This is a genomic window from Saprospira grandis DSM 2844, from assembly GCF_000275825.1.
In the GTDB taxonomy this organism is placed as follows: Bacteria; Bacteroidota; Bacteroidia; order Chitinophagales; family Saprospiraceae; genus Saprospira; species Saprospira grandis_A.
Window position 1 is genome coordinate 3,224,665 of sequence record NZ_JH719942.1, and the last position, 21,880, is coordinate 3,246,544.

The following is a 21,880-nucleotide window of genomic DNA, read 5'->3' on the forward strand; positions in this document are numbered from 1 at the left end:
TTTCGCAATTTAGTTTAAAATTCATAATATGCCAAGGTTTTGGGCGCTCTTATCCGTTTTATCTTTAGTTTTTGTGAGCAATTGCACCATCCGTTTTAATGATTGGGATATCAGTCAGGAGGTAAAGACCTTTTCGGTCCAGCAATTTGAAACTACAGCGGGCAATGCACCCCCTACTTTGGGGCAGCAGTTTTCTGAGCAAATTAAGGAGCGGGTCATGAATGACACCCGCCTAAGTTTTAGCCCCAATAAGGGAGATGTTCAGTTTTCGGGGGCTGTAACGAACTATGAGGTGAGCCCTATTGCCCCTCAGCCAGAGGCTACGGTGAGTTTGCAGCGGCTAACGATTAAGCTCAATATTGCCTTTAGAGACAATACAGATAAGGCTAAAAATTGGGAGCAGAGCTTTAGCCGCTTTTCCGATTTTTCGGCAGATGTGGATATTTCTACTGTAGAAACAGATCTGATAGAGGAAATCTACGAGCAAATTATTGAGGATGTCTTTAATAAGGCCTTTGGGAACTGGTAAATTATTGGTCCAATAAACGGTTTTGCAGGCCCGAAGGGCCGCAGGCCATAGCCAGATTTAAACGCACTCGCTTTTATAGTTTGCAGCAATTTCCGGCTAGTCGGCCCTATTTTTCTCGGCTATAGCGAAGGCTATGCCCTTAAAAAATAGCTAGCCTAGCAGAAAATTCATAGCAAACTATGGCCAAATCAGCGCACTTAAATCTGGCTGAGGGATGCTAGGGGGTGGCCGAAGGCCAGACCGAGCTTTTTTGAGCAAAGCGAAAAAAAGCGATGGGCCGAGCGAACAGCGAGCCCCCGCACAGCCCGACCCGAGCGAAGCGAGTGGGCAGCCCCAAAAAAAACAGCCACTCAAAAAGCAGCTGTTCATCGGTTAATCTTCAAAAAGGAATTGGCGAAGTTGGGTGGCTTCTTCGGGCTTAATTCTGCCGGCCAACAGCAAGCGCATTTCTCGGCGGCGAAGGGCCTCCTCATAGCGCTTTTCTTGCTCTGCGGTTAGGGGGAGCACCTGCGGGACCGCCCGAGGGCGTTTGCGCTCATCATCTACGGCCACAAAAGTGAAATAGGCATCATTGCAGCGGCGCATATTCCCGCCTTTAATATCGGCTGAAAAGACCTCGACATAGACCTCTACGGAGGTAGAAAAAGCGCGAGTCACGCTACATTGTAGGGTAATCACATCGCCAAGGGGAATAGGTTTTTGGAAAGACACATGGTCCACCGCCACAGTAACCACATAGCTCTCGCAATGTCGGCCAGCACAAATACCAGCAGAGACATCCATCCATCGCATTAGGTTGCCGCCCATCAGGTTGTGAATGGGGTTGGTGTCGTTGGGCATAATCATTTCGGTCATGACCGTTTTCGAGTCGGCTACTTTTTTTGCTTTCATGCTATAATCTAAAGTGTTTTGAAATACTATTTTGGGGCCTCAGCAGCAAGCTGCTGCGGGCCTTGTCAGGGCTCGCAGGTCTGCTCGGCCCTGCGGCGCTAAAGCGCCTGGGTCTGGCCTTCGGCCCCCCTTATCAGTCCCTAGGCCGGCGGGCCTTCGGCCCTTTTTACTGTAGGTTGAAACCTACAGCAAGCATGGTATTGCTTCGCAATGATTGATGAATGAGGGTGGAAACCCTCATAAAATTAACTTCTCGGCCATCCTTTGATAAAAATGGCAGGGCTTTCATTTGGCCTTTGCCTACGGCGGCTTCGCCGCAAGAAAATCCTGCTTTGGATCCAAATATGGGGCAAAGGTAAACGCTTTTTCATTATTTTGGGCCAAAATGAACTTAAGCTAGGGTTAAAACAATAAGAACAAAGATGTCTACTTGCTCCAAAACGGCTCAGTATTTTGCCAGTATTCGCTCTTCGGCCAAGGCCTTAGCGGCTTTTTTCGAGGCCTTTCCAAAAGGAGGGGACATTCATCATCATGCTTTGGGGGCACTCTTGCCCGAGGCCATCTGGTCCAAAGGAGGGCGCTTTTGGGCCAATGCAGAGGGGCAGCTGTCGGCTAAGGCCCAGCCTGGTTTTTTGCCCCTCTATAGCTACAATAAAAGCGAAATGCTGGCCCACTGGTCGGTAAAAGGGGCCAGCAAGGAAGGGCATGCCCAGCAATTTTTCAACTTCTTTGCGAAAATCGCCCCCATCTTTCAGGGCCAAGAAGGCTATTGGTTGGGCCAAATTGCCCAGCGGGCCGCTGCAGAAAACATCCTTTATGTCGAAACCCTCATCGAGGCCCCTGCTGCCCGGCAAGAACTCTGGAGCTGGACCCAAGGCTGGAGCAGCCAGCCCGCCAATTTTGAGGGCTGGACCCAAAGCCTGATCAACTACGGAATAGAAGACTTAACCCAAGACGTATTGGCCGAAATAGCGGGCTGGCAAGCCGATTATCAGGCCTTAGAAGGGCCCAAGGCTCAGCTTGGCCTACAATGGTATGCGGTACGGACCTACCCCTTGCCCATGGTTTTTGCCCAGCTTTATCTGGCTTTTCAGCTCGCCCAAGAATCAAGTTGGGTGCTGGGCGTCAATTTGGTCGGGCCAGAACATGCCGAACTCTCTCAGGCAGAATTTGAGGGCCAAATGCAGGCGCTTCGATACCTTAAACAATTATTTCCAAGCGTTTCTTTGGCCCTACATGCTGGAGAGCTTCGGCCCGATATTTTGGCGGGCCGCCCTTACCAAAACCCCATTGAGCAAGCGATCCATCTTGGGGCGCAGCGAATTGGGCATGGCGTGGGCTTGCCTCTAGAAAGCGATGCAGCCGCTTGTTTGCAAATGATGAAAGAGCAAGATATTCCCTTAGAGCTACTGCTGAGCAGCAATGCCTTTATATTAGAGCTCCCCTTAAGTCAGCATCCGTTTTCTACTTATTTGGCTGCAGCTGTACCTATTGTGCTCGCTAGCGATGATCCCGCCCTTTTGGCCACTAGCCTGAGTCAGGAGTATTGCCTTTTGGCCCAAAATAGCCAGTTGAGCTATGAAGACTTTAAACAACTCTCTTTTAATAGTATTCGATATAGCTTTTTGCCAGAGAAAGAAAAAGAAAATTTAGAACAGGAACTAAAAAAGGCGTTCTTGTCTTTTGAAAGCCGTAAAATTAACCCCATTAACCACTAAAACTGACTATAAATGATCAACTTTGAAGATCGATTGAATCAGGCCTTAGAAAAAGGCTATGATTTTTCTCCCACCGAGGCCCTCAGCCAAGCCTATGAAACCGTTAAAGCCAAAATGGGGGAGTTTATTGGCTTTTTGATTATATACCTTATTGTTAGTGGCAGCGCGTCTAGTCTGGCCGGCACTATTTCTCCCGGTCTAGACAATCTAGTTTCCCTCTTTTTTTCGGCCCTTTGGTTGCCGGGCTATTTTTATGCAGCCCAGGCCATCCGAAGAGGCCAGCCTTTTTCCTTCAATCTCTTTATGGATGGCCATAAAAAGGCTGGCAAGCTGATCGGCTATCAGTTTTTGCTAACGATTTTGGCCTATTTGCCGCTCTTACCCGCTATAGCCAGCCTCTTTTTTCAAGATAACATTATCGCAGAGTTTGAATATATGCAGGAGCTCGCTCAAGACGGGGAGTTTTACATGCCCCAGCTGAGCGGCCTGAGCATTGGCCTTTTGATTGTGGGCCTTTTGGGGACGCTCTACCTGAGCTTTTCTTATACCCTAGGGCAGGTAATTTTAGTCATAACAGATTTTGGTATCTGGGAGTCGCTAGAGGCTAGCCGCAAATTGGTCCAGAAAAATTTCTTGACCTTTATCGGGCTGTTTTTCCTCATTATTGGCATCAATATTCTAGGCGCTTTGCTGCTTTTCGTGGGCCTGCTAGTTTCTATTCCTGTCAGCCTGGTGGTAAACTATGTTGTCTTGGAAAAGATTTTCCAATTGTATAAAGAAGATGATCATGAACAAAATATTAGGGATCACTTTGTTGATCAGTAGCCTGCTTTTTGCCGCCTGCGAAAAGGCCAGCGAAGAACGCTGGATCAATGAACGGAACGAAATCAGAAGCTATTTAGAACAGGCGGGAATCGACTATTATGAAGATCCCGAAGCGGGCTATTTCCTCTACTTTTTGCAAGAACCAGATAGCCTTAAAGACCAGCCCGATATTTCTTCTACGCTAGAACTGCGCTATAAGGGCCAAATCTGGCAAGGGGCCACTTTCTACAATAGCTTTGATAGCAGCTCTGCCGATATGCTGCCCCTTTCTGGGACCATCCCCGGCTTTCAGCTCGCTAGCCAAAAGATGTATGTGGGTAGCCAAGCTGTATTTATTTTGCCCTCTCGTCTGGCTTATGGCGAGCAGGGCTTAGCTCCAGATATTCCCGGACATAGTATCCTCTCTTTTGAGCTCTCTCTAGAAGAGGTGCATGTGCATTTCTAATTTCGGATTATTTTTTTGGGGCTGCCCCGGCCTTTGGCCGGGTCGGGCTCTGTCGTGGCTCGCTGTTCGCTCGGCCCTGCGCCGCCGAAGGCGGCTGGGTCTGCGGCTGCGCCGCCCCACTTTCCATCCCTCAGCCTGCGGCGGCTTCGCCGCCTAGGGCTGGCCTTCGGCCAGCCTGAAGCTTGCCCTTTGAACAAATAATAATGAAGTTTATCCCTATCTTTTATCAAAAAATAATGCTTGCTGTCCTATGTGTAGCTGTTTTTATTATGGCTAATCATCTAGTTGTAGACAACTACAATCGCAAGAAATGTCGTGAAGTGGCCAAAACATGTGAAAATGGATTTACTGATTATAGCTATTCCAGCTATTATATAGGACGTTGCAATTGCAAGATAGAATGTGCTGATTAGTAGTTTTATATGGACTGCTGATTTGGTCCAAAAGCGCCCGCTGCCCCAAGCAGCGGGCGTTCTGCGTCTAGAGGCGGCGCAGCCGCCTGGCTGAGGGATGGACAGCAGTGGCCGAAGGCCAGACCCAGCGGGCGAAGCCCGCGCAGGGCCGAGCAGACCTGCGAGCTGCGACAACCAGCCCCAAAGGGGCGCCAGTTCGACGAAGTAAACAGCCCGACCTGGCCAAAGGCCAGGGCAGCCCCAAAACGTTACTAAAAACTTAAAACACATAAATGTCGCCTGCGATATAAAAACCTGAGCTATATTTGTATCGCAAGCGATATTAAAAATCACCAAAAACCAAGATAATTATGCTTATTTACAGCACAGCAGCCAAGGCCAAAGGTGGCCGAAATGGAGAAGTAGCCACAGAAGATGGCGTTTTGAGCGTATCGGTACGCATGCCCAAGGCATTGGGTGGGGCCGATGACGAGCACACGAATCCCGAGCAATTATTTGCGGCCGGTTATGCGGCTTGTTTTGATAGTGCGCTCAATTTGGTAGCCCGAACTCAAAAGCTCAAAATTACTTCTGAAATTAGAACGGAAGTGGGTTTGATGAAAAATCAGGAGGGCGGTTTTGACCTCAAAGTGGCCATTGAGGCCAAAATTGAGGGCGTAGAAAAGGCCCAAGCTCAGGCCCTTTTAGAGGCGGCCCATGCCGTTTGTCCCTATTCTAGAGCCATTCGAGGGAATGTAGATTGCAGCATTAGCCTAGCAGATTAGGGCAAGAATTTTAATTCTTTCTAGGGAGAGGGCTATCTTTGGTCCTCTCTTTTTTTGTTTAAATTTGTGTCTATGGACAAAAAAATACCTTTACGCCTCGATCAGCAGTTTTGCTTTCCCGTTTATGCGGCTTCGCGCCTGATTATTCGGGCCTATCAGCCTTTGTTGGCCCCTTTGGGCATTAGTTATCCGCAATATTTGGTCTTTTTGCTTCTTTGGGAGGAAGATGGCCGCAGCATGAAGGATTTGCGAGAGCGCCTTTTGCTCAATAGCAACACCATTACGCCCTTGATGAAGCGGATGGAAAAAGAGGGCTGGCTCCAACGCCAAAAAGATCCTCAAGATGAGCGGGTATGGCGCATTTACCTGACAGACAAAGGCCAAGCACTTAAAGAGGAGGGCCAAAAAGTGCCTACTCAATTGATTGCGGGCCTAGAAAAAAGCGAATTGCAGTTAGAAGACCTGCAAGAACTCAAAAAAGGCCTAGAGTTGCTGATCGAACAATTGAGCTAGTTCGATAAGTTGTTTATCTTTGCGCCCATCAGCAAAACTCTATTTTCTTGAAATATTACTGCATTGCCGGAGAAGCTTCTGGCGACCTACACGCTAGCTTTTTGCTTTCGGCCCTCAACGCCCTAGATCCACAAGCCCAGTTTCGCGCTTGGGGCGGCGATCTTATGCAGGCCCAAGGGGCCAAGCTAGACAAACACATTCGGGAGCTAGCCATTATGGGCCCCGTGGAGGTTTTGCTCAAGATTTTTAAGATTTTCCAGAACTTTGCCGATTGCAAAAAGAATATTCTCGACTTTCAGCCAGATGTACTCATTCTCATTGATTATTCGGGCTTTAATCTGCGCATGGCCAAATGGGCCAAAAGCCAAGGACTAAAGGTAGTGTACTATATTTCGCCTCAGGTTTGGGCCAGCCGCGCTAGCCGTGTCGAGAAGATCAAGCAATATGTAGACGAAATGTATGTGATTTTGCCTTTTGAGGAGGAATTTTACCGCCAAAGGGGCATGAAGGTGCATTATGTAGGCCATCCGCTGATTGAGGTGGTGGATAAACACCGGCCTAATCCCGATTTTCTGGCCCAAAATAATTTAAGCGCAGAACAACCCATTATTGCGCTTTTGCCCGGTAGCCGAAAACAAGAAATTCGCTCTATTCTCTCCTTGATGCTAACGGTTTTGCCAAATTTTCCAAAGGTCCAATTTGTAGTGGCGGGCGCCCCGAGCTTAGATCCCGAATTTTACCGCAATTTCTTGGCCCCTTTTCCTCAAGTCACTTTTGTCCAAAACAAAACCTACGACCTGATGGCGCATAGTCAAGCGGCCCTGGTTACCTCGGGCACGGCCACTTTAGAGGCCGCCCTTTTCGAGCTCCCGCAGTTGGTTTGCTATAAAACGCACCCAATTTTTTATTGGATTGCTAAGCAAATTATTAAGGTTCCTTATATTTCGCTGGTCAATTTGATTATGCAAAAGGAGTTGGTGCCCGAATTGATCCAAAATGAGTTGAATCCTCAACGCCTAAAAGCAGAACTCCAACAACTTTTTGAGGACGAAAACCGTCAACGTATAGCCCAAGAATATAAGGCGCTGCGCAATAAACTTGGCCAAGCTGGCGCTCCTCAGCGGGTGGCCCAAGGCATTTTGAAGTTTCTGGCGCCTCCAAAAAATTAAGATATGATGTACTTAGCACAAATTGAATTTGCCTCCCCAAATTATGACGATTTGGTGGCCCTCCGCAAAGAGGCCCTAATTGACCCCCTAAAAATGACTTTTGAACTAGAGGACTGGGCCGCGGAGGCCGAGCTTTTGCATTATGCCCTCTTTTCTGAAGAGCATGAACTCCTGGGCGGCGTGATCCTCAAACCCGAAATCGAAACGGAGGCGGGCAAACGCAACGAAAAAGCCGAATTGCAGCAAATCGTGATCGCTCCCGAATATCAGGGCCAAGGCCTTGGCCGATTTATGCTCTCTCAACTGGAAAGAGTGGCCCTTTTTGCAGGCTGGAACCACCTCAGTCTGCTCACGCATACCGCCGCTAAGGCCTTCTATGAAAAATTAGGCTATAAGCAACAAGGCAAAGATAAAATGATTCAAGATCAGGCCCACCACCTGATGGTTAAACGCATGAAAGAGGAGTTTCTGGTAGAGGCCCAAGCTCCTCAATTAGAAGCCCCCACTACCGAAGAAACAACAGAAGACGAGCAGTAAGATAAGGATTTGGGGCCTCCGCCTCGCTGCGCTTGTCGGCGGTTACTCCCTTCGGTCGTCGAACTGCGGCCTAAAGGCCTTGTTGTCGTTTCGGCGCTCGCAGCTCTGCTCGGCCCTTAGCCAGCAAGCTGGCTCGGTCTGGCCTTCGGCCACCCCTGCAGATCGCTAGGCCTGCGGCCCTTCTAGATCCAAAAGTACCTTCGCTTCATCATAAAAACAGCTAAATTGAAAAAAGGAACCACCTTAGAATTAGATATCGTAGATATGGCCTTTGGCGGCAAAGGCATTGCTAAACTCCCTACCGAAAATGGGGAGTTTATTGTCTTTGTAAACAATAGTATTCCGGGCCAAAAAGTAGCGGCCCGCATCACCAAAAAGAAAAAGCGCTTTGCCGAGGCCAAGCTCGTTAAGGTGTTGCAGCCCGCAGCCGAAGAAACAGAATTGCCTTACCAACGGATTCCAGGCGCTCCTTTTGCCGCCTGGCCCATAGAAAAGCAAAGAACGGCCAAAGAACAATCTACCCTAGAGATGTTTAAGCGCCTAGGCGAATGGGAAAATGTAGAAGAGGTTTTTGAGGGCTATATTGCCTCTCCAAAAAGCTGGCACTACCGCAACAAAATGGAATATTCTTTTTCTAGCCTCCGCTCTGAGCTAGGGACCGAAGAAGAAAGTTGGGATTTTGCTCTGGGCTTCAAAAGAAGAGGCCAATGGTGGGCCGTAGAAAACCTAGATGCAGATTCTGGCCTCTTTGATGAGCAGCTGGAGTCGCAGCTGCTCCGCATTCGTGAGTTTTGCGAAAAAACAGGCCTTCCCGCTTGGGACCCCGCCAAAAGCGAAGGCTTTTTCCGCTTTTTGGTGGTCCGCAAATCATTTGCTCAAGATGCGCTTTTGTTTAATTTGGTGACCACCTCTAAGGGCTTGGACCAATTTGACCAGACCGCTTTTGTGGCCCTGCTCAAAGATATTTTGGGCGAAGACCGCCTAGCTGGCGTTTTGCATAGCCTCAATGATGAGGTGGGCGATGCCGTTAAGCAATTGCCCGAAAACCAAAAGCTACTTTATGGCGAACCCAAGGTGGTAGAAGAATTATTGGGTCTCTCTTTTGAGATTTCTATGCAGAGCTTTTTCCAGACGAATCCCGCCTGCGCAGAGCTGCTCTACCAAAGAGCCATTGCTTATGCTGAAGAAGCTATAGCCAAATTGGGCCAAAATGACCTTTGGGTCATGGACCTCTTTTGTGGAACGGGAACCATTGCTCAGCTTTTGAGCCGCAGCCCCAAAATTCAAAAAATTATTGGGGTAGATATTGTCCCTGAAGCCATTGAGGATGCGGCCAAAAATGCGGCCCGCAACAATATTGAAGGCATTGAGTTTTATGCGGCCGATGTGCGCAAATTCCTTTGGGAATATCCGCAGTTTAAGCAAAAGATTGGGGTCATTGTTTTGGATCCGCCTCGTGGGGGAATTGTACCCAAGGCCCTCAAAAGAGTAATTGAATTGGAGGCGCCTGCTATCGTTTACATTTCTTGTAACCCAGCCACACAAGCTCGCGATAGCTTGGTCCTAAGAGAAGCAGGTTATGAGGCGGCAAAACTCAGTTTGGTGGACCAGTTTCCGCATACTAGCCATATTGAATCGGTCATTTTATACCTAAAAAAATAGCCCAGGCGTCTGGGAAATAGCAGGTGGGCTTTGCCCGCCTGCTATTGGCCTAGCGATGTGGAGGGGTGGCCAAAGGCCAGACCGAGCCAGCTTGCTGGCGAAGGGCCGAGCGAATAGCGAGCCCCGAAACGTAGCGCCTGCCGTAGGCAGGAGGCCCCAAAAAATAGAAAAATCTTGCGATTTTATAAGAACTTGATTCCCCCAATTTGGCAAACTGCCCGCGCCATTTTGCAAGAGGGAGCCCATGCACACCGCAGCATACAGCAGCTTTTGCGGAGCAATAAGAAATGGGGCAGCCGCGACCGCCGTTTTGTGGCCGAGCAAATTTATGAGCTCATCCGCTGGTATCGTTTGTATTATGAGGTTGCCTTGGAGCGGCCACCAGAAACGGAAGCCGATTGGTGGTTGATGCTAAAAACTGCTTGGTTGTTGCAAGGGCATCAGCCGCCAGAAGATTGGCCAGAAATGCAGGGATTGGATAGCCTAGAAATCTGGCGTCGGCATCGCTTGGCGGTAGAAAATCGAGCGATTCGGGAGTCTATTCCGGATTGGTTGGAGGAGCGTGCCCTGCAGGAAGTGGGAGAGGAGCGCTGGGCCAAATTATTGCCTGCCCTCAATAGTTCTGCCGATGTAGTTTTGCGAAGCAATAGCCTTAAAGCGCCTCGGCAAAAGGTCTTGCATCGTTTGCGCAAAGAAGGCTTGCCTGTAGAGCTTTTGGGTGATCGGGAGGCTTTGGTCTTGGGCCAAAATCGAAAATTTACCCATTTAAAATCTTATGAAGCAGGTTGGTTTGAGGTGCAGGATTATGCCTCTCAGCAGCTGGCTCATTTTCTCAAGCCGCAGGCGGGCCGTTATTTGGTAGATGCTTGTGCTGGGGCGGGTGGAAAGAGTTTGCACCTAGCTGCTTTGATGAAAAATCGGGGAGAAATATTGTCTATGGACCTCTCTGAGTATAAGCTCAAAGAGCTGCGCAAGCGGGCCAAAAGAGCGGGAGTAAGCATCATTAAAACGGAGAAAATTCCTGCCTCGGGGCGTTTTTCGCCAGCCTACTACAACATGGCCGATTATTTGGTTTTGGATGTACCTTGTTCGGGTTTGGGGGTATTGCGTCGAAACCCACAGACAAAATGGATCATCAAGCCAGCGTTTTTGGAAGAAATACAGGCTACTCAGGCGCATATTTTAAGAGAATATTCGCTTTTGTGTAAGCCTGGCGGGCAGTTGCTCTATGCCACCTGTAGCATTCTGCCTTCAGAAAATGAGTGGCAGGTACAGCGGTTTTTGCAAAGCAAGGACGGCCAAGAGTTCGAATTGCTCAAAGAGCAGCATTTAGGGCCAGATCGTGGGCCAGAAGATGGCTTTTATATGGCGCTATTGGCCCGTAAAGGCTGATTTCTGAAGCGATAAAAGATGTTTTTCGGTCAACTTCATTATTTTAGGGCGCTTTTAAGGAAAAACTAAAAACCCTTAAGGCGCTGATAAGGTCCGAAAAAAGTTGAATAACTTATATATATTTGCTCAATCCCCATTGGGCCAAATATACTTTGCATAAAGAGCGAAATCTCAATAAAATCTAGCAAATTGGCAAGTGAAAATTTGGTGATTATACCCACCTACAACGAAATTGAAAACATCGAGAATATTATTCGAGCGGTGCTGGCTTTGTCCGCAGATTGCTCCTTTGATATTTTGGTTGTCGATGATGGCTCTCCGGATGGTACAGCCGAAAAAGTACAGGAGTTACAAAAAGAAGTTTCCGATCGGCTTTTTTTGATGCAAAGAGCAGGTAAACAAGGACTAGGAACGGCTTATATCGCAGGCTTTAAATGGGCCTTGGAGCGAGACTATCAATATATTTTTGAGATGGATGCCGATTTTTCGCATAATCCCAAAGATCTCCCTCGCTTGGCCAAGGCTTGCCAAGAGGCTGGAGTGGGAGTAAGTGTAGGTTCTCGCTATGTTCGGGGCGGAAAATTAGTCAATTGGCCCATCAAACGCATCCTGATGTCAAGAGGGGCCTCTTTTTATGTTCGCTTGATTACTTGGATGCCCGTTTCTGATGCTACGGCTGGCTTTGTTTGCTACAAACGAGACTTTTTGGCCCAACTAGATTTTGAAAAAATTCGATTTAAAGGCTATGCCTTCCAAATTGAAATGAAGTTTGCCGCCTGGCAATTGGGCTTCAAACTCCGAGAAGTACCTATCACCTTTAAGGACCGAGAAGAAGGCGCCTCCAAAATGAGTACGGCGATCTTTAGCGAGGCCTTCTGGGGCGTTTGGAGTATGCGCTTTAAGGCCTTTCGCAATTCTTATGCCCGACAATAGGGCCTTTCTTTGCTACAATAATTATAATATTATATATGGATATCCTCTATTACCTATCGGTATTTATCTTGGGCTATTTACTGCCCTTTGCCGGTATTTCTAAACTTTTTGAAAAGGCTGGAGAAACAGGCTGGAAAGCTTATGTTCCTATTCTAAACTACCTGAGCTGGACCAAAATTGTGGGCCGCCCTAGTTGGCATATTATCTGGCTTTTTATTCCTATTGTCAATGTTTTTACCCTGGCCGCTATGGCTATCGAGCTCAACCGAAGCTTTGGTAAATATGGCTTTTTAGATAATGTGTTGGCCATTGCAGCCCCCTTTGCTTGGTTCCCATATCTAGGCTTTGTCAAAAAAGATGAGCTGAGCTATAAAGGCCCCGCCCACCAACAACGAAAAGAATATAAGGCCGCCTACAAAATGGCCATTAAAAATAAGGACCAAGCCGCTATCCGAAAGCTAGAGAAAAATCGCCCTTTTCCCAAAAAGACCTTTGTCCGAGAATGGGCCGATTCTATCCTTTTTGCCGTTTTTGCCGCTCACTTTATTCGCCTTTTCCTCATCGAGGCCTACACCATTCCCACGCCATCTATGGAGGGCTCGCTTTTGGTCGGAGATTTCCTTTTTGTGAGTAAGGTACATTATGGCTCTAGATTGCCCATGACGCCCCTTTCTTTTCCGCTTTTGCATAATGTAATGCCCCTTACCGGCGGAGAATGCTACTCGAAATGGCCCAGCTGGGACTATAATCGGGCTCCAGCCCTACAAAAGGTCAATCGCTACGATCCTGTGGTTTTCAATTATCCAGAAGGTGATACCATTATTAAAGGCGTAGATTATTCTAGCGATTATCATAATATTCTCAAAGGGACGCCCAGAGCCCAAAGAGAGACCACCCGCCAACAGCTCCTCAAACGCTTTCAAAACCGTATTGTTACTCGGCCTGTAGATAAGCGCGACCACTATATCAAGCGCTGTGTGGGCTTGCCCGGCGATAGCATTGAGGTCCGTGCCAACCGACTATTTGTCAATGGCCAAGAGCCCGATATTATCCCCGGCGTGCAGTATCGCTATGAGTTGGTGCCCCAAGATAATAAGAGCATCAATATGAGTTATGTAGATGATAATTATGCGCTTTCGATTCCTTCGGGCCCCGGAAAAGCCAGTAATTTCAGAAATATTTCGCCGCTGGTGGTCGAGCAGATGTTGCAAGATCCTCAGTTGGCCCCAATTCTCAAGGAGATTCGCCCAGTGGTGGGGGCCCCAGGCTACAACCTTGGGATTTTCCCCTATAATGGCGAGCTTTTCCCTTGGAATAACCATAATTATGGCCCCATCTGGATTCCCAAAAAGGGCGAGAGCGTAACGCTTACTATGGATAATATCGATCTCTACAAAAGAGTGATTATGGCCTATGAAGGCCACGACCTAGTGATCCGAGATGGCCAAATTATTATTGATGGCCAAACCACCAATAGCTACACCTTTGAAATGGATTACTACTGGATGATGGGAGACAACCGCGACGATTCTGCCGATTCTCGCTCTTGGGGCTTTGTGCCCGCTACTCATGTTGTGGGTAAACCTCTGTTTGTCTGGATGTCTATTGGCCCCAATGGGATCCGCTTTGACCGCATTTTGAAAAATGCCGCCCAATAAAAAGTAAGCTTAAATTGTTTAAGCCCTTCTGCAGTTTGCTGTAGAGGGGCTTTTTTTGGGGCTGCCCACTCGCTTCGCTCGGGTCGGGCTGTGCGGAGGCTCGCTCTTCGCTCGGCCCATCGCCAGCAAGCTGGCTCGGTCTGGCCTGCGGCCACCCCCTACCATCCCTCAGCCTGCGGCCCTTCGGGCCTGTAGGACGCAGATTTTGGTCCAAAATAAAAGGCCCAAACCTAAAGGTTTGGGCCTTCCTTGCTGTAGGTTTCCACCTACAGCATCGGCTGAGGGGCTGTAGCAGGGCCGCCGAAGGCGGCAGACCAAAGCGCTGAAAGCGCTGCAGGGCCGAGCAGACCTGCGAGCTGCGAAATGGCCCGACCCGCCCAAAGGGCGGGGCAGCCCCAAAAAAAGAAAAACCTAATCTCTAATAATCAAAGCTTCGCGTTCTGGACCAGTAGAGATCATTTTCATGGGTACGTCTAGCTCTGTTTCTAGGCTATGAATGTAATCTTGTAGTTTTTGCGGAAAGTCCTCAAACTTTTGAATGCCCTTGAGGTTGCTTTTCCAACCCGCATAACTGCGATAGTCCAAACTAATGTCTTCAAGGACCAAATCATGCGGCAGTTCTTGGCTTTTTTGCCCCCCATAATTGTAGGCCGTAGCCACTTTGAGCTCCTCCATTTCGTTCAGGACATCGACCTTAGTAATGACCAATTGGGTCACGCCATTGAGCATAATGGTATATTTGAGTTGGGGCAAATCGAGCCAACCGCAACGGCGAGGGCGGCCCGTAGTTGCGCCAAACTCTCCACCTGCTTGGCGAAGATTTTCGCCTTCTTCGCCAAAGAGCTCAGAAGGGAAGGGGCCGCTACCTACGCGGGTGCAATAGGCTTTGGTGATGCCGATAACCTCCCCAATCTTTTGAGGAGCTACGCCTAGGCCATTGCAAACCCCGGCGCTAATGGTATTGGAAGAAGTGACAAAGGGGTAGGTACCAAAATCAATATCGAGCATAGAGCCCTGGGCCCCCTCGGCCAAAACCTTTTTGCCTTGGGTCAACTGCTTATTGATAAAGTATTCGCCATCTACCAGTTGATGGCCCTTTAGGGTTTCTACAGCGGCAAAAAAGTTGGCTTCTTGTTCTGCCAAATCAAAATCTACAGTGGGATAAATTTGGGCCATTTTCAAATGCTCTGTTTTGAGTTCTTCATAGCGGGCTTTGAAATTAGGCAAGAGAATATCGCCCATACGCAGCCCACGGCGGGCAATTTTATCGGTATAAGTGGGGCCAATTCCTCTTAGGGTCGAGCCAATTTTAGCTTTGCCCTTGGCGGCTTCCATGGCGGTATCGAGCAAGCGATGCGAGGGCAGGATCAGCTGAGCTTTTTTGGCAATAAAAAGCCGCTCCCCAAAATTTGGGACAGCGGCAGCAATACTTTCCATTTCTTTAATCAGGGTAGTGGGGTCAATCACTACGCCATTACCAATCAGGTTGAGCACCTGAGGTCTAAAAATCCCAGAGGGGATGGTGTGCAGTACAAATTTTTGGCCATCTAGGACCAAAGTGTGCCCAGCATTGGGGCCTCCTTGAAAGCGAGCGACAATATCGTATTGCCGAGCTAAATAATCCACGACCTTACCTTTTCCCTCATCTCCCCATTGGAGTCCCAACAGAACATCAACCATAGTTGCAAAATTTTGTGTAGCAAAAAATGTAGATGGAATCTACTTTTGGCGCACAAAAATAAAAACAACTTTTGAAAAGCGGCTAAAGATTAGGCTTTAGTTCTTTGTTAAGGCTTGCAAAATGTTCAGGGCCTCTTCTCGGTTGTCGGCCAGCTCAAAGGTAGAGCGCAGGCGAGTCATGAGTAGGAGCTGCTCAATTTTGGGTGAGATTTGGCAAAGGGCCAATTCTCCACCGGCAGAGCGGGCACGGGTGAGGATGCTAATTAAAAAAGCGAGTCCAGAAGAGTTCATAAATTGCATCTGCCCCAAATCAATGAGAAACAGGCGTTGCCCCTGAGCAATTAGGCGTTCTACTTCCTGAATGATTGCTTGGTTTTCTTCTGGATTCCAAAGGTCGTCTAGTTCCAAGATGCAAATTTCATCTTGTTGTTCTAATTGAAAAGTCATTGGGCCCTATTTCTTTTTTTCGCGGCCTTCTTTGCTATAACCATAGAAGGTTAACGAGTGGTGAGTAATTTCAAAGTCGAGCATTTCGGCTACCAACTCCTTGATTTGCTGAATACGGGGATCACAAAATTCAAAGACTTCTCCAGTCTCAATACAAACGGCATGATCATGCTGCTTAAAGCCATAGGATTTTTCATATTGAGCCAGGTTTTTTCCAAATTGATGCTTGCGCACCAAATCACAGGCCACCAAAAGCTCTAAGGTATTATAAACAGTAGCTCGGCTCACCCGATAATTCTGGGTTTTCATATGAATATATAGCGCTTCTGCATCAAAATGATCGTTGCGCTTATAGATCTCTTCCAAAATGGCAAAGCGTTCTGGGGTCTTGCGTAGGCCATTCTTTATTAAATAGGTAGAGAAGATTTTACTTACTTCGTCTATGGTGTTTTGTGTTTTGTTTTCTGACATAACTTTGGCGGTTGATTTAACGGCCTAAAATAGGGAATTTTAAATGGATAACAGGGCTTAGCCCGCAATAGTTTTTGTGACATCTACAAAATGGAGTAGAGTAGGATGCCTAACATAATTACAAACATGATAATTAGCCCAAAAGGTGTAGAGCGGCCTTCTTGATAATCTTCAAATAACATGTTGAGTAACTCAGGCCATTCTCTTCCTTTTGCTCGTCGTTCTATAACAATCATAAAATAAGGTCGAATACCTTTCGGTATAATATTCCCATGCTTTCGCATTATGAAATAGTTGTCATCTAAGAATACAGGCTCATAGAACTCATACTCTCTACCAATTTTTATAAAAAAACCTTTCACATCTTTCTCCCAAGTTCCAGGAATGACATCTCCATCTAGTATACGTAGATACTTGCCGTCTTCCTTAAATAGATGAAGTATGGCTTCTTGAAAGTCTAGGTCATCTCGGACTTCTAGCCATCTTTTACCTATAAAAAAAGAGCTGTCTTCAATACTCTGACTATATGATTTGTAATTATGGCCATAAATCAAGTTTTGAATACCCGCCTCTAGTGTTGGGGTCTCTTCTAAAACTGAAGTAATGGCCCCAAAAATATTATTCCAAAATGACATGTTTTCTATCGTTTAGTAAGGGCAGTGTTTACAGCCATTGCCACAACAATATCCCCGCTGAATGAGGTAGTATTTACTAAATATCCAAAGGCCGTTTTCCTTATAAAAGTGCTTGCCTTCTACAAATTCATGGGCCTTCTGAGGGAGGGGCTCCCTAGCCGCCTGCTCGCAAATTGTATTCAGTTCTCGCAAGCAGGCGGCACAATAACAGCTCTTTTTGCTCTTGGCCAAATGGGCCCTCAAAGCAGGCCCAATAACTAGGTCCACACACTGGCAATTGCTGATGTTTTCTGGCTGGCACTCAAAGCTTTTGTGACAGCTTGGGCATTCTGTTTTCATTTTGTTTTCATTTTTGGGGCTGCCCCGGCCTTTGGCTGAGCCCTGCTAGAGGCAATGGGCCAAAAATCGGTTTTTTTGCGCCAACCGCCAAGAAAATTATCCCCTAAGGCCGAAAAGGCCGCTCCTCAAAGCGAAGCAAAAGATAAATTTCTCCAGCTCGGCAGCTTTTTAAGAACCGCTGCAAAGCCCGTACTTGCCGATTGAGGTCGAGGTCCAAACTGCGATCGTCAAAAACTATTTGCTCTAATATGTAAATAGCCTCTGGCCGCAGAATAATGCCATAAGAGTAGGGAATAAGCGGCTTTTGACCAATTCCCCCAGGATCCTCTCCATAGGGACCAATCTGTAAGTACCGCTTCATCTGGTCCAGTTCCCAGGCTTGTAGGGCAGACATAGGCGCAAATTCTTTATGCAAATCCGAATGCTCAAAAATAGGCGGTAGGTCTTTTGCTGCCGCCGCCCAAACCCTACGGACTAAGGTCTCCGAAAAATAACGCTCTTGCCCCATAAACCAATAGTCCGGATAAAAACGCTCGCTCTCAAAGGCCAATACTTGCATCAAAAAGGCCGTATGATCAAAATAATGACACTGATTGCGCCGCCACCTCGCTCTGTAAATCTCTAATGACTTAATGGTAGATTGCCGCACAACCGCCAACTGCTGCTCAAAATCACTGTAGTTGGCCCGATACCAAAGCTCAAAACTACGGTCGGTCTTTTTACTGTCAAAGTTGCGCAGATCGCGCAGCATTTTGCGAATCTGCGCCTGCACTTTGCGCTCTTTGCCTTTTTGAACCGCCTCAACGACCTCCATAAATCGCTCAAACCCTTGCTTTTCTATGGTGTAAAAACAAACTTTAGAGTAGGTAGTCGGACGCTCCGTTTTGTTTTGTGCCTTGGCCCAATTAACGAGCAAAACTAAAGATAAAATAAGGCTAAAAGTTCCTAAACTGTTAAATTTCATAAGCTTAAGCTTTCAATAAAGGAGATTCTTTTGGTTTTTTGGCCAAAATAAATAGATTTGCAGCCGATTTATATGAAAAAAGATTTTTGATTGCGTTCAAGGCTCCTTAAACAAATGGCTTTAAATGTTAAGCCAAAAGAGAGACCGAACAGAAGAATAAAATATATGAATTCCATATCTAAGGTAGAGATCTTTCAGATTTTTTTGCTCTATATGACGCTACTGATCGTCAGCGACCAATATATTCGCATGCAACAAGAGCAATTGGCAGAGGAAAAGGCCCAAGCCGAACAATTAGCCGCAAGTATGGCTACCTTCGCCAAGAAAGTAAAGGTCATCCAAGCCCTAGAACTAGAAAAAGCCCAAATCGAACAGGCCGATATCACGGGCATGAAGTCCCTGATCCAACGCAAACGCCAAGCAAAAACAAAGGCTAAACGCAAAGCAAAGTTGGCCAAAATGCGCCAAGCCGTTTATCCAGACGTTCCCGTAAAATTTCAAGGGGAACTGACCCTAGAAAAACGAATCTTGATTCGCTCCGAAATTACCGCCGCCGCCAAAAAATATCTGGGCCGCCCCTACATTTATGCCGCCAAAGGTCCCAACGCTTTCGATTGCTCCGGCTACACTTCTTTTGTGATGCGCCTGTTCGGAATCGAAATCTCTCCCGGCTCTCGCTATCAAGCTAAACAAGGAAAACATGTAGACCTCAAAGATACAAAAGTAGGTGACCTCCTCTTTTTTAGCCGCTACGGCAAGGGCGGAATGGTCACTCATGTCGGCCTTATTCTAAGCAATACCGCCGAAGGCATTACCGTGATTCATGCCAATGGCCCCCGCCACGGCATCATGATCGAAAATGTAAGCAAGTCTTCTTATTGGAAAAAGAAAATTCTCTTCGCTAGAAATGTGATCGACCCCATAGGCACAGAAAAGCAAGCTGCTCCGCTGGCCGAAAAATAAAGTGAAAAGCCGCTCTCGCCTAGAGAGCGGCTTTTTTTTGCCCAAACTTGGCCCAACGCAAATGTTTTTATAGCTTAGAGAGCCTAAATGATTAGTTCATGGCTAGATGTACGGTAGTTTTTGCCCTGCTGCACTAAAGGCCCTAAATCTATAGAATGATGAGCAAGATGTATGCAATGGTCTTGGACCAAAAGAAATCGCCCGCTGTTTATCGCCAAATTGAAAAGCCCCGCCCCCAAGCCGATCAGGTATTGATTAAGGTGGAGGCGGCCGCACTCAATCACCGCGATTTATATATTACCCAAGGCCTCTATCCTGGCGTTCGAGAAGGGATTATCCTAGGCTCGGATGCTAGTGGTGAGGTGGTGGAGTTGGGCCCGCAGGCCGATAAAAAATGGCTGGGCCAAAAGGTTATCGTCAATCCCAACCAAAATTGGGGCGAAGAGCAAGCCGTACAGGCCAAAAACTATAGCATCTTGGGCATGCCGCAGTACGGCAGCTTTGCCGAATATCTGCTGGTTCCCCAAGATCGCCTGTTTTTGCGGCCCGCCCATCTTTCTGCCGAGGAGGCAGCGGCCCTGCCTTTGGCCGGACTAACGGCCTATCGGGCGCTCTTTAGCCGAGGCCGCCTGCAGGCGGGCGAACGCCTATTTATTTCGGGTATTGGCGGTGGCGTGGCCCTAACGGCCCTGCAATTTGCCCAACCTCTGGGCATTGATATTTGGGTAAGCTCTGGACAGGCCGAGAAGATCGAAAAGGCCAAGAAAATGGGCGCCCTAAACGGCATTTCTTATAAGCAGGAGCAATGGCATAAGGCCCTATTGGCCCAAGATCCCGCTGGTTTTGATTTGATTATTGATAGTGCTGGCGGTCCCGACTTTAGCTATTTTGTCGATTTGGCCCGTCCTGCTGCACGGATCGTTTTTTATGGGGGAACCCGAGGCAAATTTCAAATCAATCCCCAAAAGATGTTCTGGAAACAGCTCGATATTATGGGCAGCACCATGGGCAGCGATGAGGATTTTGCCCAGATGATTGCTTGGGTAGAAGAGCACAAAATTAAACCTTTGGTCGAGCAGGTTTGGCCTTTGGACCAAGCGCAAAAAGCCTTTGATTGTATGAATAAAGGCCAGCAGTTTGGCAAATTGGTCCTAAAAATGACTGACTAATTTAATTACTTTAAGTACAAAATAGAAGAAGCTATCGAAGGGTAGTTTCTTTTTTTTTGGGGCCCGCGGCCAGCAAAGCTGGCCGCCGCTATGCTGCGGGGCTCGCTGTTCGCTCGGCCCTTCGCTTTTTTCGCTTTGCTCAAAAAGCTCGGTCTGGCCTTCGGCCACCCGCTCCGCAGCGCTGGGCCGTTTGGCCTTCGGCCATGGCGGCGAAGCCGCCTGCCATTCATCGCCTAGGGACAAGCCCCTAGGCGGTTATTGGCATTTTGTATATGATCGGTTTATCAGTACAATGAAGAAAATATTGCGCTGGTCGATGACAAAGATAGTTTGTATCTGGACGAGCTGCATTTATATGGCTCTGCCCGTTTGGGGATCTTGAAAAAAGCCTTAGCTTTAAGGTATCGGGATGAGTCGGGCACGGCCAATTGGTCTATTAGAACATTAGCCAAAACGGCTTTGGCGCAAAGCAGCTACCAGCAACTAGAGCTGGACCGCCGCCGCTATGAGCTCTCTAACCACCTAGGCAACGTACTCGCTACGGTCAGTGATAAATCTTTGGGCCAAGACAGCAGCCAAACTGGGCAGGCAGATTATTATCTGGCGCAGGTTTCTTCTGCAAGTTTATAGAACTCATTTGAAAGCGACGTTCTTGTAGGGCTTGAGTAATAATTTTGTGGGCCTTTCTAGGCATTTTTTGACGGGATAGCAGCGCTATCGTGGAGAAAAATAACGACGAAGGACGCAAAATTAGCTTTCAAGTCCAAGAACAGTTGTTTTTAAATGAGTTCAAAACCCATTCGGATGGGAAATGCCTGGGCGTAAGTTTGTGAGTGGGGAGGGGTATCGTTTTGGGTTTAATGGGAAGGAAGATGACCGAGATTGGGGGACGCAAAATATACAGGATTATGGCTTTAGGTTGTATAATCCGAGTATAGGGAAGTTTTTGAGTGTGGATCCGTTGGCAAAAAGCTTTCCATGGAATAGCTGCTATGCTTTTGCGGAAGGAGATGTAGTTAGAAGTGTAGATTTAGACGGCTTGGAGAAGGAGTTCTATTACACAATGGACAAGGGCCAAAAGCCTATCTTAAAGTCTGTAAGTTATGGTGATTCTCCAATGGATAGTGAGGGGAATAGAGAAGTTCATGTAGTAGATTACTTTGATGATTTGGGCTATAAGCTTGGACAAGCAGTACATCACTCTGTTGATGAGCTAGAAAGTTATGATCATGATGAGCAGTTTGGGAACAGAATCCGTCCTATGGCTTCGGGTAGAATTGATCCTGTAGATGATCCGTTTACAGGAGCATTAGGTGGAGGACTCGGTTTAATTGATGATCTTGTAGCTCATGCAGTTGGAAAAATAACTGCGAAGGTAGGAGCAAAACTTCTATCTAAAACCTTATTGAAGACCTCTCCAAAGTTGCCTGATCAGGTAGTCGGTGCCGCAAAAAAAGGGTTTAATAGTAAAAAAACAGGGAAAAAAGCTTCTAATAAATTACGCCCAGATAAAAGCGCAGAGGGAGATCATACTACATTCAAAAGAGACGATTATGGAAAAGTCTTTAAATATGAAACCTATGAAAAAACAAGAACTGGGCATTATAATCCTATAAAACGTTATGATGGAGGTAAGCCAAATGGCGATCCTGGGAACACACATGCAAATGGCAAAGGTGTACCTATTCCAACTCCTCATGTTCAAGGAAAAGGAATACCTGAAGGTGTTCGACCTCCTGAACCTTGGGAAATACCAAAATAAT

23 protein-coding genes are annotated in these 21,880 nt (G+C 47.3%); 16 read left to right on the forward strand and 7 right to left on the reverse strand.

Annotated elements, in window-relative coordinates:
* Positions 1-28 precede the first annotated feature (28 nt).
* On the forward strand, positions 29-529 hold the full coding sequence (lptE, locus tag SAPGRDRAFT_RS14585) for an LPS assembly lipoprotein LptE (RefSeq protein ID WP_002660014.1): 501 nt from the start codon (positions 29-31) through the stop codon (positions 527-529).
* 372 nt (positions 530-901) lie between these two features.
* Here lptE and SAPGRDRAFT_RS14590 read toward each other — a convergent pair whose 3' ends face one another.
* Positions 902-1,420, reverse strand: coding sequence for an acyl-CoA thioesterase (locus SAPGRDRAFT_RS14590; RefSeq protein WP_002660015.1), 519 nt, complete (start codon positions 1,418-1,420; stop codon positions 902-904).
* A gap of 422 nt (positions 1,421-1,842) precedes the next feature.
* Here SAPGRDRAFT_RS14590 and SAPGRDRAFT_RS14595 point away from each other — a divergent pair, with 422 nt between their 5' ends.
* The 11 genes from SAPGRDRAFT_RS14595 (at position 1,843) to SAPGRDRAFT_RS14655 (ending at position 13,449) form a co-directional block, all read left to right on the forward strand.
* Positions 1,843-3,138 carry an adenosine deaminase family protein gene (locus SAPGRDRAFT_RS14595; protein ID WP_002660016.1) on the forward strand — a complete coding sequence of 432 codons (1,296 nt, stop codon included), beginning with the start codon at positions 1,843-1,845 and terminating at the stop codon, positions 3,136-3,138.
* A 12-nt stretch (positions 3,139-3,150) separates the two neighbouring features.
* Positions 3,151-3,963 (forward strand): hypothetical protein, encoded by an 813-nt coding sequence (locus SAPGRDRAFT_RS14600; RefSeq protein WP_002660017.1) that lies wholly within the window; start codon positions 3,151-3,153, stop codon positions 3,961-3,963.
* Positions 3,926-4,408: an FKBP-type peptidyl-prolyl cis-trans isomerase gene (locus SAPGRDRAFT_RS14605; RefSeq protein WP_002660018.1), complete on the forward strand. Its 483-nt coding sequence runs from the start codon at positions 3,926-3,928 to the stop codon at positions 4,406-4,408. The genes SAPGRDRAFT_RS14600 and SAPGRDRAFT_RS14605 overlap by 38 nt, the downstream gene beginning before the upstream one ends.
* Positions 4,409-5,171: 763 nt before the next feature.
* Positions 5,172-5,585 (forward strand): organic hydroperoxide resistance protein, encoded by a 414-nt coding sequence (locus SAPGRDRAFT_RS14620; RefSeq protein ID WP_002660020.1) that lies wholly within the window; start codon positions 5,172-5,174, stop codon positions 5,583-5,585.
* A gap of 72 nt (positions 5,586-5,657) precedes the next feature.
* On the forward strand, positions 5,658-6,098 hold the full coding sequence (locus SAPGRDRAFT_RS14625; RefSeq protein WP_002660021.1) for a MarR family winged helix-turn-helix transcriptional regulator: 441 nt from the start codon (positions 5,658-5,660) through the stop codon (positions 6,096-6,098).
* Between the two features lie 47 nt (positions 6,099-6,145).
* Positions 6,146-7,267, forward strand: coding sequence for a lipid-A-disaccharide synthase (gene lpxB / locus SAPGRDRAFT_RS14630; RefSeq protein WP_002660022.1), 1,122 nt, complete (start codon positions 6,146-6,148; stop codon positions 7,265-7,267).
* 3 nt (positions 7,268-7,270) lie between these two features.
* On the forward strand, positions 7,271-7,804 hold the full coding sequence (locus tag SAPGRDRAFT_RS14635) for a GNAT family N-acetyltransferase (RefSeq protein ID WP_002660023.1): 534 nt from the start codon (positions 7,271-7,273) through the stop codon (positions 7,802-7,804).
* A 225-nt stretch (positions 7,805-8,029) separates the two neighbouring features.
* Positions 8,030-9,466 (forward strand): 23S rRNA (uracil(1939)-C(5))-methyltransferase RlmD, encoded by a 1,437-nt coding sequence (gene rlmD / locus SAPGRDRAFT_RS14640; RefSeq protein WP_002660024.1) that lies wholly within the window; start codon positions 8,030-8,032, stop codon positions 9,464-9,466.
* Positions 9,467-9,640: 174 nt separating this feature from the next.
* Positions 9,641-10,858, forward strand: a complete 1,218-nt coding sequence (locus tag SAPGRDRAFT_RS14645; RefSeq protein WP_002660025.1) for an RsmB/NOP family class I SAM-dependent RNA methyltransferase — start codon at positions 9,641-9,643, stop codon at positions 10,856-10,858.
* 189 nt (positions 10,859-11,047) lie between these two features.
* Entirely contained in the window at positions 11,048-11,791 is a 744-nt protein-coding gene (locus SAPGRDRAFT_RS14650) for a polyprenol monophosphomannose synthase (protein ID WP_002660026.1), read from the forward strand.
* Between the two features lie 35 nt (positions 11,792-11,826).
* A complete protein-coding gene (locus tag SAPGRDRAFT_RS14655) occupies positions 11,827-13,449 on the forward strand; it encodes a S26 family signal peptidase (protein ID WP_002660027.1) in 1,623 nt (540 codons plus the stop codon).
* 411 nt (positions 13,450-13,860) lie between these two features.
* Here SAPGRDRAFT_RS14655 and SAPGRDRAFT_RS14660 read toward each other — a convergent pair whose 3' ends face one another.
* From SAPGRDRAFT_RS14660 to SAPGRDRAFT_RS14685, 6 genes are all read right to left on the reverse strand, one after another.
* Entirely contained in the window at positions 13,861-15,129 is a 1,269-nt protein-coding gene (locus SAPGRDRAFT_RS14660) for an adenylosuccinate synthase (RefSeq protein WP_002660028.1), read from the reverse strand.
* 96 nt (positions 15,130-15,225) lie between these two features.
* A complete protein-coding gene (locus SAPGRDRAFT_RS14665) occupies positions 15,226-15,576 on the reverse strand; it encodes an STAS domain-containing protein (protein WP_002660029.1) in 351 nt (116 codons plus the stop codon).
* 6 nt (positions 15,577-15,582) lie between these two features.
* Positions 15,583-16,047, reverse strand: a complete 465-nt coding sequence (locus SAPGRDRAFT_RS14670; RefSeq protein ID WP_002660030.1) for a Fur family transcriptional regulator — start codon at positions 16,045-16,047, stop codon at positions 15,583-15,585.
* Between the two features lie 83 nt (positions 16,048-16,130).
* Positions 16,131-16,682 carry a hypothetical protein gene (locus SAPGRDRAFT_RS14675; RefSeq protein ID WP_002660031.1) on the reverse strand — a complete coding sequence of 184 codons (552 nt, stop codon included), beginning with the start codon at positions 16,680-16,682 and terminating at the stop codon, positions 16,131-16,133.
* Positions 16,683-16,694: 12 nt separating this feature from the next.
* Positions 16,695-17,021, reverse strand: a complete 327-nt coding sequence (locus tag SAPGRDRAFT_RS14680) for a cysteine-rich CWC family protein (protein ID WP_002660032.1) — start codon at positions 17,019-17,021, stop codon at positions 16,695-16,697.
* A 103-nt stretch (positions 17,022-17,124) separates the two neighbouring features.
* The gene (locus tag SAPGRDRAFT_RS14685; RefSeq protein WP_002660033.1) at positions 17,125-17,985 is read right to left on the reverse strand and encodes a hypothetical protein; all 861 of its coding nucleotides are present in this window, start codon (positions 17,983-17,985) and stop codon (positions 17,125-17,127) included.
* 165 nt (positions 17,986-18,150) lie between these two features.
* Here SAPGRDRAFT_RS14685 and SAPGRDRAFT_RS14690 point away from each other — a divergent pair, with 165 nt between their 5' ends.
* The 4 genes from SAPGRDRAFT_RS14690 (at position 18,151) to SAPGRDRAFT_RS19925 (ending at position 21,879) form a co-directional block, all read left to right on the forward strand.
* Positions 18,151-18,948 (forward strand): C40 family peptidase, encoded by a 798-nt coding sequence (locus SAPGRDRAFT_RS14690; protein ID WP_002660034.1) that lies wholly within the window; start codon positions 18,151-18,153, stop codon positions 18,946-18,948.
* A 155-nt stretch (positions 18,949-19,103) separates the two neighbouring features.
* Positions 19,104-20,117: a quinone oxidoreductase family protein gene (locus SAPGRDRAFT_RS14695; RefSeq protein ID WP_253271336.1), complete on the forward strand. Its 1,014-nt coding sequence runs from the start codon at positions 19,104-19,106 to the stop codon at positions 20,115-20,117.
* A gap of 330 nt (positions 20,118-20,447) precedes the next feature.
* Entirely contained in the window at positions 20,448-20,747 is a 300-nt protein-coding gene (locus tag SAPGRDRAFT_RS14705; protein ID WP_002660036.1) for a hypothetical protein, read from the forward strand.
* 181 nt (positions 20,748-20,928) lie between these two features.
* Positions 20,929-21,879 carry an RHS repeat-associated core domain-containing protein gene (locus tag SAPGRDRAFT_RS19925; RefSeq protein WP_002660037.1) on the forward strand — a complete coding sequence of 317 codons (951 nt, stop codon included), beginning with the start codon at positions 20,929-20,931 and terminating at the stop codon, positions 21,877-21,879.
* Position 21,880 lies beyond the last annotated feature (1 nt).

Excerpts from the sequence above, each read along its gene's own strand:
- lptE (WP_002660014.1), top strand. The coding sequence starts at position 29 with ATGCCAAGGTTTTGGGCGCTCTTATCCGTTTTATCTTTAGTTTTTGTG.
- SAPGRDRAFT_RS14590 (WP_002660015.1), bottom strand. The coding sequence starts at position 1,420 with ATGAAAGCAAAAAAAGTAGCCGACTCGAAAACGGTCATGACCGAAATG.
- SAPGRDRAFT_RS14595 (WP_002660016.1), top strand. The coding sequence starts at position 1,843 with ATGTCTACTTGCTCCAAAACGGCTCAGTATTTTGCCAGTATTCGCTCT.
- SAPGRDRAFT_RS14600 (WP_002660017.1), top strand. The coding sequence starts at position 3,151 with ATGATCAACTTTGAAGATCGATTGAATCAGGCCTTAGAAAAAGGCTAT.
- SAPGRDRAFT_RS14605 (WP_002660018.1), top strand. The coding sequence starts at position 3,926 with ATGAACAAAATATTAGGGATCACTTTGTTGATCAGTAGCCTGCTTTTT.
- SAPGRDRAFT_RS14620 (WP_002660020.1), top strand. The coding sequence starts at position 5,172 with ATGCTTATTTACAGCACAGCAGCCAAGGCCAAAGGTGGCCGAAATGGA.
- SAPGRDRAFT_RS14625 (WP_002660021.1), top strand. The coding sequence starts at position 5,658 with ATGGACAAAAAAATACCTTTACGCCTCGATCAGCAGTTTTGCTTTCCC.
- SAPGRDRAFT_RS14635 (WP_002660023.1), top strand. The coding sequence starts at position 7,271 with ATGATGTACTTAGCACAAATTGAATTTGCCTCCCCAAATTATGACGAT.
- SAPGRDRAFT_RS14655 (WP_002660027.1), top strand. The coding sequence starts at position 11,827 with ATGGATATCCTCTATTACCTATCGGTATTTATCTTGGGCTATTTACTG.
- SAPGRDRAFT_RS14660 (WP_002660028.1), bottom strand. The coding sequence starts at position 15,129 with ATGGTTGATGTTCTGTTGGGACTCCAATGGGGAGATGAGGGAAAAGGT.
- SAPGRDRAFT_RS14665 (WP_002660029.1), bottom strand. The coding sequence starts at position 15,576 with ATGACTTTTCAATTAGAACAACAAGATGAAATTTGCATCTTGGAACTA.
- SAPGRDRAFT_RS14670 (WP_002660030.1), bottom strand. The coding sequence starts at position 16,047 with ATGTCAGAAAACAAAACACAAAACACCATAGACGAAGTAAGTAAAATC.
- SAPGRDRAFT_RS14675 (WP_002660031.1), bottom strand. The coding sequence starts at position 16,682 with ATGTCATTTTGGAATAATATTTTTGGGGCCATTACTTCAGTTTTAGAA.
- SAPGRDRAFT_RS14680 (WP_002660032.1), bottom strand. The coding sequence starts at position 17,021 with ATGAAAACAGAATGCCCAAGCTGTCACAAAAGCTTTGAGTGCCAGCCA.
- SAPGRDRAFT_RS14685 (WP_002660033.1), bottom strand. The coding sequence starts at position 17,985 with ATGAAATTTAACAGTTTAGGAACTTTTAGCCTTATTTTATCTTTAGTT.
- SAPGRDRAFT_RS14690 (WP_002660034.1), top strand. The coding sequence starts at position 18,151 with ATGAATTCCATATCTAAGGTAGAGATCTTTCAGATTTTTTTGCTCTAT.
- SAPGRDRAFT_RS14695 (WP_253271336.1), top strand. The coding sequence starts at position 19,104 with ATGATGAGCAAGATGTATGCAATGGTCTTGGACCAAAAGAAATCGCCC.
- SAPGRDRAFT_RS19925 (WP_002660037.1), top strand. The coding sequence starts at position 20,929 with ATGCCTGGGCGTAAGTTTGTGAGTGGGGAGGGGTATCGTTTTGGGTTT.